This window comes from Mesorhizobium sp. WSM4807 (genome assembly GCF_055811615.1).
Genome location: NZ_JBVVQY010000007.1, coordinates 136098 through 152422 on the forward strand (window position 1 = coordinate 136098; position 16325 = coordinate 152422).

The window sequence follows — 16325 nt, forward strand, 5'->3', positions numbered from 1 at the left end:
TTCAGGCTCGGCGGACGTCGATGCTTGGTCGGTTCGGCGGCTGGCGCACGTCGCGCACTATTCCCATGGCAAGGGCGAGCAGCATGCCTAGAGCGAAGCCTGCGAAAGCTCCCAGGCCTGCCGTCAGCGGGGTGCGGGGCGGCCACGACCGCCCCTTTGGCGGCACCGCAGTGGAAATCACCTGTACATTGGTGGTGTCGATCTGCTCGCGCTCGGTGATTTGGCGCGCGCGAGCCAGGAAGCTTTCATAGATCGTCCTTCTCGAGGCGGCATCGCGTTCAAGCTCACGTAGGGCGACCTGGGACTCGCTGTCGGTGAAAACATTGCTCTTCAGATCGTTCATCTTGGCGCTGAGAGAAGCCAATGAGGCGTTGGCCTTATCCAGGTTGGCTTTTGCCGTGCCGACCGTGCGGGAGAACTCTACCCTGAGTTGAGAACTGACGGTTTCGAATTCTGTCCTCAGCCTGACAATCGTCGGGTGGCGCGGACCAAAGGTCATGGACTGCGAATCGATTTGCTGTCGCAAGCTATTTGCCTTGTCGCGCAGTGCTGCGAGCGCTGCCGAAACCGCGGGGTCAGGATTGGCTCCATTGACACCGGAGGCAACCAAAGCGTCGTAACTTGCCTGCGCAGCGATGACGCGCGATTGCGCCTCTCCAATTTCGCTATTGAGCTGCGTCATTGTCTGCGAACTGACAAGCTGGCCATTGCTGGAGGACAGGTTGCGGCTGCGCCTGTAGCTCTCGACCTTCTCTTCGGCCGCCTGCACGTCGCGCTTGAGTTGGCCGAGCCGGCCCTCAAGAGCAGCTGCGGCACGGCTGGCACCAGCAGCTTCGGCCTTGGCCAGTTCGTCCTGGAAAACCTTGACTATGGCTTGCGAGATCAGGATCGCCTTGCCGGTGGTTTCTGCCGATACCGCGAGGGTTGTGACGAACGACGTTTCGTCTGCAGCGACGCTGACCCGCTCCGCAAGACTTTTTTGAGCAATAAGCTTCGGATCGGACTTGCCGCCATTCGCTGCAACGCCAGACGTGGCGGCGCTCTGGTCCGGGTCGAAAAACTCCGGATCGTTGGTTAGACCGAGTTCGTCGACTACCCGTGCAAGCACGTTGCCAGAGGTCAAGATGCGCTGCTTGCTGCGCGCGTTAAGTATTTGGCTGTCGACCTGGCCCGGCTGCGAGTAGAGATCGTTCTCCACAACCTGCAAATTGGCGGGATTGATGAGGATTTCCGTCGTAACGGTATAGCGCTGTTTGCTCAGCAACCCATAGGCGGCGCCGATGACGCCGCCTGCCACTGCCAGCATCAATGCCACGACGAGCCCGGCACGCAGCCAGACAAACAGGCGTCGAAAATCGAGCTCAAGGAAATCACCGATCTTGTCAAGCGTCACCGTCGGGACAGGCTCGGGTGTCTGCGGAGCGACAGGGGCGGGGGTCCGTGCCATGACTTGGGCATCCTGTTGCAGCCTTGCCCTGCTGGCGCGCCGCGCATTGGCGATCCGCTCGAGTGCGCTGATATCGGAATCCGGCGCAGGGGGAGGGGTTGTGCCGGAAGCGGCGGACATGGTGCTAACTCTGGTTATTCGCTTTGCGGGCCAGCACTACAGAAATATCGTTAACATCTCATTTTCCAAGTTGGCATATTTTCCCGGTTCACGCTCCGCGTTCGTTCGGCGGTCCTTTGAATGGATCTCGTTGGCCAGAATGCCGTTTGAATACCCCGCCTGGATGGGCCATGAGTTATCCCGCTGCCGCATCGGAACGATTGTTGTCCAGCCAGGCGCGCCGCCAGAACGCGCTGTCGCTCCTGTTTTTCCTATGCGCTGCGTTCGCGTTCCTGCTCCGCTTCACTGTGTCACCGCAGATTATGAACATGGTCGTCGACTATACCGCCGACGGTGGCTCATTCTACGAGAAACTGCATTTCGGCACCTATGCTATCTTTTTGCTGCTTCCTTTCGTTCTTTTCAGCCGACCGTTTCTGCTGCAGGGCGACGAAATTGGAATATTCAAGGCATTGATGCTCTATTCCGCGCTGATTTTCGCGCTGGTGCCGTATCTGTTCATCACCGGCCGTGCGGGCTCCTCCGGGTTCATCATCGATACCTATCTGGTGGCGGGCGCCGCAGGCCTGTTGATGCTGGCCTTGAACGCGGAAGTGCGGCGGGCGTTGGGCGACGTCGTGATTGGAATGGTGGTCCTCAGCGCCGTGATGGGCACGATCGAAGCGGTGACTCAACATCGATTTCTGCCTTATGGTCTCAACGAACTGCAGTTCAGGCCAATCGGCCTGTCGGCGCACCCGCTGGCACTAGGCGCGCTCTGCGCCACAGCCATCGGATTCGTGCCGCTGACGCGCTGGCGCATATGGGTGCGGGTGCTGGCGATCTTCGTATTGCTCGTCGGTTGTGCTGCGTCAGGCGCTCGCGCCGCGCTGATGCTCGCTGCCGGAGAAACCCTCATTCTGCTGATGTTCGTGCCTTGGCCGCGCCTGACTCTCAAGCATCAGCGGCAGGCCAAGTCCGTCGTGCTGCTGTTCGCCCTGGCGGGCGGCGCAGTGCTGGTGGCCATACTGTTTTCGGGCGGGCTGCTGAATCGATTCGGCAACACGATCTTTGACGAAAATTTCATGGCGCGGGTGACGATCTACCAGGTGTTCGGACTTGTTAGCTGGAAAGACATCCTGTTTGGCATGAACGTCGACGACCTGCTGGCGATCGTCAACGAGAAGCTGCATCTGCCCTACATCGAGAGCGCGCCGGTGGTGATCATCATGCTCTTCGGCTTGCCCATAGCCGTGCTCTTCATCGTGCTGGTCTTCTGGTTCATTTTTCGGCTGCTGCGCGCGGCGCCGCTGCCGGCATGGATCGGCACCATGACGTTCCTGCTTGCTGCGCTGTCGAACAACGCGCTCTCGTCAAAATCGCCGGAGATCGCGATCATCGTGGTGCTGCTGCTTGCCTATAGAAACGCGCCGTATAGAAAGCAGCCGAAGAGCACATCTTCGGCCGCGCTTGCATCCGAGCCGAAACTGGATCGGCTCGGATAAGCGCAGGCTGCAGGCGCGTCAGCCGGCGCTATCCACAACCTCGACATTGCCTGCGCGATTAAGCGTGTGAATGCCCGTGCGGGCCCATGCCGGCCCCGGGCCGATCGGGCGGGGCGGCGCAAAACGGACATCGAAATCGTCGAGCCGGTCCAGCCGCATCAACCCGAGACCGCCGCCATAGGCTCTCGACCCGTTTTGCACCGGCAGAACTACAGTGTCACCCTGGCGAATAAAGGCGCCGCCGGGCCGAGCGGCCGAGTGATCGACGGCGATGGGATTGAGCGCATGCGCAACCCACGGCCCCCGCAGCGAGGGTGAGGAATAGACCGTCATCGTATCCGACGCGCTGCCGTAACCGAACCGCTCCGTCCCCACCAGCCAGAAGCGTCCATCCGATTCTAGCAGCGTGGCGTCATTGAAATCCTTGTCCGTCATCAGCACGGTATCGCGTACCCAGCGATCGGGAAACTGCGCGGCGCGGTAGAGCACAAGCTCGCGCGCAGCCGCACTTTCAGGAATCATGAAAATCTCGCCGGCCTGAGCGAACACCTGCGGATACGACAGGTGGTGCGCTTCCTCCAGCACCACCCTCGGCACACCGAAGGTGCCGTCGTCACCCAGTTCGGCGACAGAAATCACGCCGCGACCGGTAGCGTAGGGAAATTCCTCGACAAACAGATAGTGGCGGCCATCGCGCTCGATGACGAATGGATCGGCGTAGAATCGCCGGCCGTCGTCCGCGAGGACGGTGAACGGCGTACCGTTGAGTCGCCCGGTTTCGGCGACACCTGGCCCGTCGATCAGCCGATAGGCAACCTGCCAATAGAAGGGACGCCGTCCACGTCCGAGCTTTTGCGCGGCGCGATCGATCAATCCCTTGAAGAAAACGGGCAGGTAATGCCGGACAAAACCGCCGTTCCTGAGGATCGGTGCCGGACTATCAGCAATCGGCACAAGTTCGCCCGCGGAAAAACGGGCGACGCTTTGCGCAACCAGCGAGATGGCCCCGGCGAGCAGGTCGTTGCAGCTGCGAGACAGCCAGAACCGGTCGCTGAGCATCGGTCGCCCGCGGGCGACTGTGATACCGTCGAGGCGAACAGCAAGTTCGGGCAATCGCCCGCTCGCCAGCATCTCGGCCACACCGGCGGGGAAGGTGTTCTGGCCGCAAAATTCGAGCGTCAGAACCGGCGTGCCTCGTCGTGCGGCAGTGCCGGTGAGATCGATTACGAGGTCGGCTGGACCGGAACCGCCAGACGGCAACGGCTCGGAGCGGCTTGCCAATGAGGGACCGAAGCGCCGGCTCTCGATCGCCAGCACAATATCCAGGCCGCGTGCGGTCGGCGCGGGCGTCGGCGCGCGGCTGCTCGAAACCACGTGACCCGCTGCGTTCAACCGCACCAGAAGCTCATTTTCCCAGCGCCGAGATCCGGCAGTGTGGCCGATAATTAAAATATTACTCAATCGAATATGTTCTTTTTCAAGACTACTCTGCCAGGATACCTATCGGCTTAGGCTTTCATAAGAGTTACTGGGGAGAACGCGGGCTTGGCTGTTAATCATATATTAAGATTTAAGGTCACGAAGGCGGCTTCTGCCGCTATTATAGCTCTTGTAGCGAATAATCAGCAGGTCGCGACGCCTTCCGGCGACCAGGATCAGCAATGAACGTCCTTTCACATCCGAAACTGCCATCCAGGCAAAAATTGCTGATCGTGTTCGGCACGAGGCCGGAGGCGCTCAAATGCTTTCCGGTGGTGCGTGCCGCGCTTGCCCATCCGGGTTTTATTACCGAGACATGCATCACCGGCCAGCATCGCGAGATGGTCGACCAGGTCATCGAGTTGACCGGCCTGCCGGTGCATCACGATCTCAACGTCATGCAGCCCGGCCAGACATTGTTCGACGTGACCTCGCGCGTGCTGCTGGGCATGGCCGAAGTGCTGGAGAAGGCGAAGCCCGATATCGTCCTCGTGCAAGGCGACACGACCACGGCGATGACTGCGGCTCTGGCTGCCTTCTACAAGCGCATCCCGGTCGCCCATATCGAGGCAGGTTTACGCAGCCACGACATCAACTCTCCCTTTCCGGAGGAACTGAACCGCAAGATTGCCGGCGACATCGCGACCTGGCATTTCGCGCCGACCATCCAGGCGCGCGACAATCTCATCGCCGAAGGAAAGGCTGCGAGCACCATCTTCGTGACCGGCAACACGGTGATCGACACGCTGTTGCATTTTTCCGGCGCGATCGACGCCGACAAGCTGATGAGCGCAAAACTCGCCGCCCGCTTCCCGTTCCTCGATCCCGCCAAGAAAATGATCCTCGTCACCGGACATCGCCGTGAGAATTTCGACGGCGGGATCCATCGTATCTGTACGGCGGTGAAGGGGCTGGCAATGCGCGAGGACGTGCAGATCGTCTATCCGGTCCATCCCAACCCCAATGTTCGCTCGGTGGTCAACGCAGAACTGGGCGGCGTGTCGAACATCCATCTCGTCGACCCGCAGGATTATCTGCCGTTCCTGTATCTGCAGAAGCAGAGCTATCTGGTGCTGACCGACAGCGGCGGTGTGCAGGAAGAGGCGCCTTCGCTCGGCAAGCCGGTGCTAGTGATGCGTGAGAATACCGAGCGGCCCGAGGGGGTCGCGGCGGGTACCGCCCGTCTCGTCGGCACCGATATCCAAAAAATCCTGTTGAATGCCAACAGCCTGCTCGACGATCAGGCCGCCTATCGCGGCATGGCGGAACGACACAACCCGTATGGCGATGGCCGGGCCGGTAACCGGATCGTTGAGGAATTGCTGCATCATGGCTGAGATCAAGACCGTTTCCGTTATCGGCATGGGCTATATCGGCCTGCCGACCTGTGCCATCTTCGCCAGTCGCGGGCTCGACGTCATTGGCGTCGACGTCAACGAAGCGGTGGTCGAGAAGGTCAATCGCGGCGAAATCCACATCGTCGAGCCGGACCTCGATGGTTTGATCCAGAAGGTTGTAGCCAACGGCAAGCTTAGGGCTTTCAGTATGCCGCAGCCGGCGGACGCCTTTGTCATCGCAGTGCCGACCCCGATGACCGAGGACCACAAGCCTGACGTGAGCTATGTGCTCGCGGCGGCACGAAGCATCGCCTCGGTGCTGAAGCGGGGAGACCTTGTGGTGCTGGAATCGACATCGCCGGTCGGCACGACGCGCATCATGACGGGGCTGCTTGCCGAGTTGCGGCCCGATCTCAAATTTCCTCTGGTGCATGGCGAACAGGCCGATGTCCTGGTCGCCTATTCGCCCGAGCGGGTGTTGCCGGGAAAGGTCCTTACCGAGCTGATCAACAACGATCGCTCGATCGGCGGACTGTCGCGCAAGTCGTCGGAACGCACCGCCGCACTCTATTCAACCTTTGTTGCCGGCGACCTGTTCACGACCCAGGCCGAAAGCGCGGAACTGGTGAAGCTGACCGAGAACGCGTTCCGCGACGTCAATATCGCCTTTGCCAACGAGCTTGCGGCGGTGTGCCAGGATCTGTCGCTCAACGTCTGGGAGGTGATCGATCTCGCTAACCGGCATCCCCGCGTGAACATCCTGCAGCCGAGTCCGGGCGTCGGCGGCCACTGTATTGCGGTCGACCCATATTTTATCATCGACGCCGCGCCTAACAGCACGCGGCTGATGGCTTCGGCACGCCGGATCAATTCCGAGCGTCCCTTGTCGGTGGTCAGGGATATACAAGCCTTGCTCGACCCTTCCCGCAAGCAGACGATCGCTTGCCTTGGCCTCAGCTTCAAAGCCAATATCGATGATATGCGCGAGAGCCCGGCCGTCGAGGTGGTGAAGCTTTTGTCAGATATTCCCAACCTGAAGATCATTGCGGCTGAACCCAACGCACACAGGCTGCCGCATGAGCTCGAGGGCAAAGGCATCGTCTTCACCGATGCGCTTTCCGCGATCGATCAGTGCGATATCGTCGTCCTGCTGGTCGACCATCGGCAGTTTAATCTGGTTGATCCCGAAGCGCTCAAGGACAAGAAGCTGATCGACACAAGGGGTTTGTGGACTTGGCGCAAGGCACGCAAGCCCGACGCCCGCATCGAAGGCAGGAAATCAGCGCTCGAACACCTGGCGCTTCCTGCAGGTGCAGAGGAGGCCGCATGAACGCGCACGACCCGGCATGGGCGCAGCATCGCCTGTTGGCGTCACAGCGCCGGGAATTCCTTGGCGCGCCGATCCATGCGTTGACCATGGCCGAGACGCTGGCCATCGCCGATGAGGCGATGACCCTGCGACGGCCGCTGCATCATGTGGTGGTGAATGTCGCCAAGCTTGTGAACATGCGCAACAATACCGAGCTGCGGGACGATGTCGCGACGGCGGATGTGATTAACGTCGACGGCATCGGCGTGCTTTGGGGCGCGCGTCTTTGCGGGGTCGCGCTGCCGGAGCGGGTAGCCGGCGTCGACATCATGATCAATCTGCTGAGCCTCTGCGCGAATCGTGGCTTCAGGCCCTTCCTCCTGGGCGCCGAACAATCCGTGCTCGATGCGGTTAAGGTGCGACTTGCCAGGGATCATCCGGGTCTCGTCGTCGCCGGCATGCGCAATGGCTATTTCAAGCCGGAAGACGAGGCCGGCATCGTCGAGGCGATCAACGCCTCGGGCGCCGACTGCCTGTTGGTGGCGATGCCGACGCCGCGCAAGGAGCGCTTTCTCAAGCGCTATCGTGACGAACTCACCCCGAGTTTCGTCATGGGCGTGGGCGGCAGTTTCGACGTCTATGGCGGCAAGGTTGCCCGGGCGCCAAAACTGGTTCAAGCGGCCGGTCTGGAGTGGTTGTTTCGCGTGGCACAGGAGCCGCGACGCTTGTGGCGCCGTTACTATGACACCAACACGGCCTACGCAGCGCTGCTGTGCCGGGAGTTATGGGGCCGTCGGGGACGCCGAAAGGTCGATCTTTAAGGAGCGATTGCCCCAGCAAACAGGGCAACCGCCTGGGGCTACAGCATCGGTCCGAAGTCGGAACCGCTTTCCAGGACTACGGCACGGCAATTCAAAATGCCATCGCGGGTCTATGCGAGCCGTAGCCGCGCCCTCAGCTTGGCTACGAGTTGTATCGCGGCGGCAGGGTAGAACAGCCAGGTCAGCCCAAAGAAAACCACTGCGCCAGCGGTGCCGCCGGCGACGAGCGAGAAGATGGCCGGCACATCGCCGAACAGAGCGCTGGCGAGGCTGGCGGCCAGCCCCGTGCTGAGCGAGATGACGGCCGAAACGCCGATGTCGCGCCATGGCACCGGCACCGGCGTGAGCCGTTCGCTGATGATGATGCAGGCTAAAAGGCCTGCCAGCGATCCACCCGCCAGCGCCAATGCAGCGCCGACCTCCGCCATCGGAGGGATCAACAGCACGGACAGTGCGATTGTCGCCACCGAGCCGAAGGAATTGGCGATGATCAGCTGCCATGGACGCTTGTGCGCATGCACCACGGTGCCATAGACGAAGCTCGCCAGATTGGCACACAGCACGCTGAAGGCGATGATCGGAAAGAGCAGGCCGAAACGGCCGTGATATTCGGCGGGCAGCAGGAGCTGCGTGATGTCGCTGCTGAGTGCGACCAGCATCGCTGCGACCGGCAGGCAGAGGCGCATCATCAAGGCCATCAATTGCGACAGCAGCCGGCCCGATGCCGCAGGCCCGTCGTCATCGAACCGGCTGACCACCTCGGGAAAGGCGCCCATGTTGATGGAGTTGGCGACCATATCGATGGGCTGGCGGGCCAGTGCATAGGCTGCGGCGAAGATCGCCACCGCGCCGGCATCGTAATAGATCTTGAGGAACACGCGCTCGGCGCTGTGCAGGCCGAAGCCTACCAGCGCCATGATGACCAGGGGCACACCGAGGACGAAGAACTCCTTTTGGGTGAAACGTGGCGGACCGGCAACGACGCGTCGGGATGCCATTAGGCCCGCCACGATACCGGCGATTAAAACGCCGAGGCTCGAGCCGAGCGATACCGTCAGAAAGGAGTCTTGAAACATGACGATGGCGCCGATCGGCAGCGCGAGTTGCAGCACGGCGCGCAGGAACTCGAGCATCGAATAGACCGAATGACGCTGCTGCATCTGCAGCACCGTCAGCGCGAAGCGGCCGATGGAGCCGGCGATCAGGTAGCTGCAGACGGCGATCGCGAACTCGACCCAGCGCTCCGGCACGATCACTGCGGAGGCGGCCACGGATATAATCAGCGCCAGTGCGGTGCTGGCAAGCAACACCCGCCCGGCCAGCATCAGGCTGCCGCGGCTGACGTCGCCTTTGCCGCCAAGCCTGAGCAAAGCGATGCGCAGCCAGTTGGTGACGGCAATGTCGGTCATTTCGCCGACCGTCACCACCAGGGTCAGCAGGCCATACTCGGTCTGATCGATCAGCCGGGTCACGATGACCAGCAGGAGCAGCGCGGAAATCCGCGTCAGCAGGATCGCCGGGGCATAGATAAGCGTGGAGCGGAGCAGCAAAGGGTTGTCCCCGGGAAATTCATCTTCGAGTAACCGTCGACCGGCGGAAAATCCAGCGCGATGACGGCAAAGGGTGAACAGATTCAGTTTGAACTAACGGATTCGTCGTAAACCTTATTTGAAACCTTTGCCGTGTCGTTCCGAAATGGGCTCATGTTGCAGCGTCTGGTTCACAATCGAAAAGTTCATGTGCTTGTCGCGACGCCTTCGGGCGTTTCGGGGCAGGGAGGCATCGACCGCATCATGGGGGCGCTGAAGCAGGAGTTCGAGCGGCAGGAGATCGCCGACATCGATGTGCGCTTCCTTGCCAGCCGCGGCCCAGGGCATGTCGGGTTTTCGATCTTCTACATGTTTGACTTTTGCTTGCGGATGCTTGCAGCGCGTCTGGCCAAGCGCGCCGATGTCATCCACATCAATATATCGGTCTCCGGCAGCACCTATCGCAAGATGGTGATCGCCGCCTGCGCACGGCTGCTGTCGATACCCTATGTCCTGCATCTGCACGGGGCGCAGTATGAGACATTCTGGAATGATGATCGCAGTTTCATGAGCCGCCGCATCGAAGCTCTGTTCGAGCGTGCCGGTCGGGTGATCGTCTTGGGCGGGCTTTGGCGCGACTTCGTCGCCAGCCGGGCACCTAGGGCGGCCGGCAAAATTGTTATCGTTCCCAACGCCACAGCGGTTCCCTCCTTGGCGCATGTCGGTGGTGGCGACCATGTCCATATCCTGTTCCTTGGCCGCATCGGCGACCGCAAGGGCGTGCCGCAATTGCTGGATGCGCTGCACCGCATGAAACCCATCGAGAGTTGGCGCGCCACGATCGCCGGCGATGGCGACGTCGAGGCGGCGCGGATGAGAACGGCCGATCTGGGCCTTGCCGAGCGCGTTGCCCTTCCTGGCTGGGTCGGGCCCGACGACGTCGCATCGCTGATCGCTTCGGCGGACATTCTGGTGCTGCCCTCCTTTGCCGAAAACCTGCCCGTCTCGGTCATCGAAGGTATGGCCGCAGGCCTCGCGGTAGTGACGACGCCTGTCGGCGCCGTGGAGGACATCATCACCAACGAGCAATCCGGGTTGCTGGTGCCGCCCGGCGATGTTGCGGCGTTGACCGAGGCGCTGACGCGGCTGGTCGAGAATCCGGCATTGAGAGCCAGGCTTGGTGCTGCCGCGATGGCCGTGCATCGGGAGCGGCTTGAGCTCGCACCGTTCGTCGGCGCGATCTGCGACGTCTGGAGGTCGGTCGCGTTAAAGGCTCAATCGGTCAAGCGCTGACGCTGTCCTGTACATGCGGACGCTGAGGTTGCGACGCGCAGCGCGGGTCGAGCGCGACACCGATCCCATTGGCGTCACTGCGGCGCCCCAAGCTCGAACTCGCGATGGAATATCTCCAAATTCAACAGCGCCCATATCAGCTTTTCGTGGTCTGCGGCGCCCTTAGTGTGCTCCGAGACGATTTGATCAAGGTATTTCGCGCTCAAATAGCTGCGAATAACGGATTGAGAGGAGCAAAGATGGTCGTGCACGTAGTTCCTCATCGACCCGCGAAACCATTCGGCGACGGGCACCTTGAACCCGATCTTGCGGCGGTTGAGAATTTCCTCAGGAAGCATGTTGGCCATGCTGTTGCGCAAGATCAGCTTACCCTTCCGCCAACCCACCTTGTAGCGATCCGGCAATTTGCTGACGAACGCAACCAGATCGCGATCGAGGAACGGCATTCTTCCTTCGATTGAACCGGCCATCATCATCCGGTCGCCTCGTTCCAAGAGATTGTCGGGCAACCACGACGTCTGATCGAAAAACAGCGCCCGGCGAAGATGGGATGCCTTCGCGCTTGAGGAGAACGGGAGGTTGTTACGCTGATTGCGGCAATTGGCCGGCGCACCGGTGAGGCGACCGTGTTGCCGCGCTGTCATGGCTCCAAACCAGGAGATCATCCGGGTGGCAAAGTCCCTTTCGCCCGCGCTTCGCGCAAATGTATCGAACTTGGCCGATGCGCCAGGCATGGCGCGTATCAAAGGGGCGAGGAGGTTGTCGTGGAGCAAGGCTGGAACGAGCGACCGGTAGATTCCAGCCAGCGACTCTGCGCGATGTTTGGGATACCCGCCGAGGATCTCGTCTGCCCCTTCCCCTGTGAGCACCATCTTGACGTCCTGCGAGGCTCGCTCCGACATCAGGTAAATTGGAATGTCCGAACTTTGTGAAACGGGCGCCCCCAGATGGCGAATCAACTTGGGCAGGTGGTCAATCAGGTCGTCCGCTTCAATGACCAGTTCGCAATGATCAGTCTTGAAATGATCGGCGACGCGTCGGGCGAATGGGAGTTCGCTATAAGCCGGTTCGCTGAAACCGACCGAAAATGTACGAATGGGCTTGTCGCTATGCTTGGTCATCAGGGCGACGATTGCTGACGAGTCGAGGCCTCCGGAGAGAAAGGCGCCAAAGGGCGCATCGCTGCGCATTCTGATTTCGACGGAATGGTCGAGCAGTTCCAGGAATCGTCGCTTGGCGGTTTCGTCGTCGATCTCTTCGGTCAGATCCGTTTGATCTGGAGGCGTATAATAACGCGTTTCCGTCACTGTCCCTTGCGACCAAACAGCATAGCTTCCGGGGTTGAGTTTGCGGATCTGTTTAAAAAGCGTGCGCGGTCCAGGCACGTAACGCCAGCGCAGATACTCGTGCACAGCGTCCAGATCGAGCTGCTGCGCATTTGGCTGCGATGACAGCAACGCGTTGATCTCCGAGGCGAAGGACAGCAATTTTTCGCTTTGCATGAGGTAAAGGGGCTTTTTGCCGAAGGGATCGCGGCCGAGGATCAATTCGTGCCTCTGAGCATCCCAGAGCGCAAAAGCGAACATGCCGCTCAATCGGTCAAACATGGACAGGTGCCACTGATCATAAGCTCTGAGCAGCACCTCGGTATCGGAGCGCGTTCGAAATTGGTGACCGAGGCCGATCAGTTCCTGGCGCAACTCGATATAGTTGTATATTTCGCCGTTGAAAATAATTCTGAGACGGCCGTCGTCGATATGCATCGGCTGATTTGAATCGGCGTTTAAGTCAATAATCGCCAGGCGGCGATGCACCAGTGCCAACTGGTTGTCGCCGGTGTTCAAGTCCAAGAACTCGGTGCCTTCGGCATCGGGGCCACGATGCCGCAACGCGTTGGACATTCTGGCGGCCCGATCTTGTGGATTCTCGACCCTCGGCCCGATCCAGCCGGCAATTCCACACATTATCTCTTCCCTGGGCGCGCGTATTGGCGTCGCTGTTTACGACGAATGTATTAAACACTTGGTTGCCGACGAAACCGGATCGCGCGGAGAAAGCCGCCAAGGTGATTCAAGGCAGAGGTTGATCGGTTCGATCAGACTCTGCCGGCCTTATTGAAGACGAAGGCAGACCAATCTCGATCCAATGTGGCGGGGACAGGTGGCATTGCCGCCCGGCTGCCCACCCGCACAGGGTAATGGCAGCTATGGCAGGCCCAGTGCCCGCAACATCTCCTGGTCCGGGACCGCAGGCCCTTCGGGCCGGATGACGGTCATTCCATAGGGATTGGAGAATTCCCAGACAGACCATGGTATCGCGAAGCGTTCCGCCTGCTGGCGCACCGCCGTGAGATAGCGCAGACGGTCAGCGTCGAACGCGCCCATTCGGCCGTCCGCCGACATGAGGATGGCGCCGAATTCGCCCATGAACAGCCGCCGGCTTGGAATGCCATGCGCCTCGGCCCAGTCGACCGCCTGACGGAAGCTCGCTTCGAGTTGGCTCGGGCCCCAATTGTGCTCGAAATATCGGGTGATTGCTTCACGCGCCGCGACCATGTTCATCACCTGCTCGACCGGGCTCAAGCCGGCCGCGTCCATCTGCACCTTAAGGGTTTCGGTCACCTTTTCGGGCGTGCTGCTATCGGCCGGCCAGGGCAGGCCCGAGGCGAAGGCACCTGTCCCGTCGGGCCGCTGGTGCGTGAAACTGTGCGGCTCATACATGTGGAAGCTGTAGTAGAGGTTCGGATCGTCAAACCCCGGGGTGAGATTGACCAGTCCGGCAATGCTGCCGCCACAGGCGCCTGTTGCAACGATGGTGAGTTCGCTGCTGACTGCGCGAATATCGCGGACCGTGTCTGCCATGATCCGCTGCCAGTCATTGCTCCCGCTCGAGTCACAAGGGTAATACGCCGGCTCGTTATAAGGCTCGAGGGCTACCTTGTCGGTGCCAACCTTGACCAGCATGGTGGCGACCGCCACAACCATTTCGCGATAGCTGGCAACGCCCTCGCTGTCGGCACCGTCATAGATCGTCTCCATGCTGTAGGCCGGAACCTGGGTGACGCCGTGCAGGTCGAAAACCACCTTAAGGCCGGCCGACGTGACCCGCTCGACCGCGGCGGCAAGTATGTCCAGCGCCTGCTGCCGTTTGGCGCCCTCGCTGGCAAGCAGAGGGCCGGGGTCGACGCTCAGCCGGACGAAGTCGAAGCCCATCGATCGAATGCGCGCAAACGCGTCGCCGCCGGGCCAATCGGCGAGCGGCCTATGTCCAGCGCGCCACTCCTCCTCGCTGCGATAGGGCGGCCAACGGTAGGATCCATCGTCGTCTACCGACGACCAGTTCAGCCATTCATGCACGCCAACGCCGCGCTGGAGCGGGATCGGCGCAGCGTTGGCGGCTATCGCCATGCCGAGCACCCACGCTGCAACACACGCCATCCTTCTCATCGCCACTCTCCGTATCATGGTCGGAGATATTAACCGCAGGATCGGAAAAGGAGGATTGCCGTCGCAAGGCTTTTCGACAGCATGGTATATAACAATCGAAACCTTGGCGGAGCGCGTATGAGAATCGGCTGGTACATCAACCGGTTGCGCAGCATGGAGCCGGCTGAGGTGTTGCACCGGCTGGGCGAGCAGCGTCGAAGGATCGCTTCGCGCCGTCAAGACGATGGCTGGGAGCGCTTTGCTTCGCCCCAGTTGCACCCGGTGCTGCATGGATTGCGCGATGCTGCGCTGGCTGCGATACCGGCACAACGGCAAGCCATAGCGGCGGCGGCGCAAAACACGCTTGCGGGCCAGTTTTCCGCACTTGGGCGGACATGGCCACGGCGCGACAGCGATCGGCTGTTTCCTCCCGAGCTTTGGCGCCTTGATCCGGTGACCGGCAGGCTTTGGCCGGGCCCCGAGACCCATACTTTCGATATCGATTTTCGCCATGGCGGCGGCCGCGGCGATGTAAAATACGTTTGGGAGATCAACCGGCTGCAGCAGCTGCCGCCACTGGCCGCCCACCTGCTTCTCGCCGGCGACGACCGGTCTCGGATGGCCATAGAGGCGGCGATCGGCAGCTGGCATTCAGCCAATCCGCCGTTTCGAGGGGTTGGCTGGGCCTCCGGCATCGAAGTAGCGCTGCGAGCCATCAGCCTGATTGTCACCATGGACCTCGTCGGCGACCGACTGGGCGCGGCGACACGGCAGCAAGTGGGTGAAATACTGGCGGCAAGCGCCTATTGGCTGCCACGGTTCCCTTCTCGATTTTCCTCCGCCAACAACCATCTCGTCGCAGAACTGGCTGGCGAGTATCTGATCGGCCTGGCGTTGGGGACCGCACCCGACGCTGCACGCGGCGCCCTCCTGGCTGAGGCGCGCAAGCAGATTCTCGCCGATGGCGCCGGTGCCGAGCAGACCCCGACATATGCGGCCTTCACCGCCGAACTCATCTTGCTGTGCGCCGCTGCGGCGCGCCAGGCCGGAACGCCGTTTCCCTCGCCCGTCGAAGCGCGTCTGGCCGCATTTGCCAACTTCGTCGCCTGGCTCCCACCAGCCGCCGGCTTTGGCGACAACGATGAAGGTCGCGTGCTGACGCTCGGGGATGAGCCGGACTATGTCCGATCCGTCGCCGCCGCCATCCTTGGCTTTCTACGGATGCCGGGCAACGCGGCGGAGCCAGACGATTTTCGTGCGCTTTTCTTTGGCACGCCGTCGGAACCGGCACCGGCGTCGCATGGGCTGCAAACGTTCACGCAAGGCGGGCTCTCCGTCTGGCGCGGTGAGATGAACGGCCGCAGCATCGATCTGACATTCGACCACGGCCCGCTCGGCTATCTCTCGATAGCGGCTCACGGCCATGCCGACGCGCTGTCGCTCACCTTGTGCGTCGATGGCGAGCCGGTGCTGGTCGACCCCGGCACCTGGCTCTACGGTTCGGGGGGCGTCTGGCGCGACTGGCTCCGCTCTACACCGGCGCATAACACGCTGAATATCGAGGGCAAAAGCCAAAGCATCATCGCCGGGATGTTCAACTGGTCGCACAAAGCGGCTGCGGCATTGGTGGAGAGCGAGCCGGGAACGCACTGGAAGCTGCGCGCCCAGCATGACGGGTATAGAAGCCGCTTCGGCGTTGTGCATCAGCGCACCGTGATGCACCAGGCCGACGGGATCGTCGTGACCGACCAACTACTCGGCGGCAGGCGCGTGGCCGAGGTCGTCTTTCAACTCGCAGCCGGCCTCGGCACCAACCGGGACGGAAGCACGATCATGGTGCTGCGCGGCGATGAGCCGCTGATGGCCATTCGCTTTCCGGACGCAGCGGTCGAGATCCGCGCCGGCGGCGACGCACCGGGGCAAGGCGGCTGGGTTTCACCGCGTTTTGGCGCCAGGCAGCCAGCCGAACGCATCGCCTGGCACGGCGAAGTGGGCGAAGACGGAGTTAAGATCCACCTCGCGGCAATCCCCCCGTCGTAAAGACAGCGCCCGGCGCCGCTGCAGAGCGGCCTATCCGGTGT

The 16325-nt window shown here is 61.5% G+C and carries 12 protein-coding genes; 7 read left to right on the plus strand and 5 right to left on the minus strand.

The annotated features are described in order from the left end of the window. Nucleotide 1: 1 nt before the first annotated feature. On the minus strand, nt 2–1567 hold the full coding sequence (locus tag AC0L3N_RS11665) for a GumC family protein (protein ID WP_473547747.1): 1566 nt from the start codon (nt 1565–1567) through the stop codon (nt 2–4). Nucleotides 1568–1590: 23 nt separating this feature from the next. Between AC0L3N_RS11665 and AC0L3N_RS11670 the strand changes: the two genes are divergently transcribed. Further along, nucleotides 1591–3051, plus strand: coding sequence for a VpsF family polysaccharide biosynthesis protein (locus tag AC0L3N_RS11670; RefSeq protein ID WP_473547748.1), 1461 nt, complete (start codon nt 1591–1593; stop codon nt 3049–3051). Between the two features lie 18 nt (nt 3052–3069). On the opposite strand, the gene AC0L3N_RS11675 is transcribed toward AC0L3N_RS11670, so the two are convergent. Further along, nucleotides 3070–4182 carry a glucosamine inositolphosphorylceramide transferase family protein gene (locus tag AC0L3N_RS11675; protein ID WP_473547871.1) on the minus strand — a complete coding sequence of 371 codons (1113 nt, stop codon included), beginning with the start codon at nt 4180–4182 and terminating at the stop codon, nt 3070–3072. Nucleotides 4183–4264: 82 nt separating this feature from the next. Between AC0L3N_RS11675 and AC0L3N_RS11680 the strand changes: the two genes are divergently transcribed. The 4 genes from AC0L3N_RS11680 to AC0L3N_RS11695 all read left to right on the plus strand — a co-directional run bounded on the left by AC0L3N_RS11680 (nt 4265) and on the right by AC0L3N_RS11695 (nt 7997). Continuing rightward, a complete protein-coding gene (locus AC0L3N_RS11680; protein WP_473547749.1) occupies nt 4265–4429 on the plus strand; it encodes a hypothetical protein in 165 nt (54 codons plus the stop codon). Between the two features lie 283 nt (nt 4430–4712). Continuing rightward, nucleotides 4713–5867 (plus strand): non-hydrolyzing UDP-N-acetylglucosamine 2-epimerase, encoded by a 1155-nt coding sequence (wecB, locus tag AC0L3N_RS11685; RefSeq protein ID WP_123148209.1) that lies wholly within the window; start codon nt 4713–4715, stop codon nt 5865–5867. After that, nucleotides 5860–7197 carry a UDP-N-acetyl-D-mannosamine dehydrogenase gene (gene wecC, locus AC0L3N_RS11690; protein WP_123148208.1) on the plus strand — a complete coding sequence of 446 codons (1338 nt, stop codon included), beginning with the start codon at nt 5860–5862 and terminating at the stop codon, nt 7195–7197. The genes wecB and wecC overlap by 8 nt, the downstream gene beginning before the upstream one ends. Then, entirely contained in the window at nt 7194–7997 is an 804-nt protein-coding gene (locus AC0L3N_RS11695; protein ID WP_123148207.1) for a WecB/TagA/CpsF family glycosyltransferase, read from the plus strand. The genes wecC and AC0L3N_RS11695 overlap by 4 nt, the downstream gene beginning before the upstream one ends. 110 nt (nt 7998–8107) lie before the next feature. Here AC0L3N_RS11695 and AC0L3N_RS11700 read toward each other — a convergent pair whose 3' ends face one another. Continuing rightward, nucleotides 8108–9547 (minus strand): lipopolysaccharide biosynthesis protein, encoded by a 1440-nt coding sequence (locus tag AC0L3N_RS11700; protein WP_123148206.1) that lies wholly within the window; start codon nt 9545–9547, stop codon nt 8108–8110. Nucleotides 9548–9700: 153 nt separating this feature from the next. Between AC0L3N_RS11700 and AC0L3N_RS11705 the strand changes: the two genes are divergently transcribed. Next, nucleotides 9701–10819 carry a glycosyltransferase family 4 protein gene (locus tag AC0L3N_RS11705; RefSeq protein WP_473547750.1) on the plus strand — a complete coding sequence of 373 codons (1119 nt, stop codon included), beginning with the start codon at nt 9701–9703 and terminating at the stop codon, nt 10817–10819. A gap of 74 nt (nt 10820–10893) precedes the next feature. Here the strand turns inward: AC0L3N_RS11705 and asnB are convergent, their stop codons facing one another. Both asnB and AC0L3N_RS11715 read right to left on the minus strand, forming a co-directional pair. Continuing rightward, on the minus strand, nt 10894–12783 hold the full coding sequence (gene asnB, locus AC0L3N_RS11710) for an asparagine synthase (glutamine-hydrolyzing) (RefSeq protein WP_473547751.1): 1890 nt from the start codon (nt 12781–12783) through the stop codon (nt 10894–10896). A gap of 240 nt (nt 12784–13023) precedes the next feature. After that, entirely contained in the window at nt 13024–14265 is a 1242-nt protein-coding gene (locus AC0L3N_RS11715; RefSeq protein ID WP_473547752.1) for a glycoside hydrolase family 5 protein, read from the minus strand. A 117-nt stretch (nt 14266–14382) separates the two neighbouring features. Between AC0L3N_RS11715 and AC0L3N_RS11720 the strand changes: the two genes are divergently transcribed. Next, a complete protein-coding gene (locus AC0L3N_RS11720; protein WP_473547753.1) occupies nt 14383–16284 on the plus strand; it encodes a heparinase II/III family protein in 1902 nt (633 codons plus the stop codon). The last annotated feature ends 41 nt before the right edge of the window (nt 16285–16325 follow it).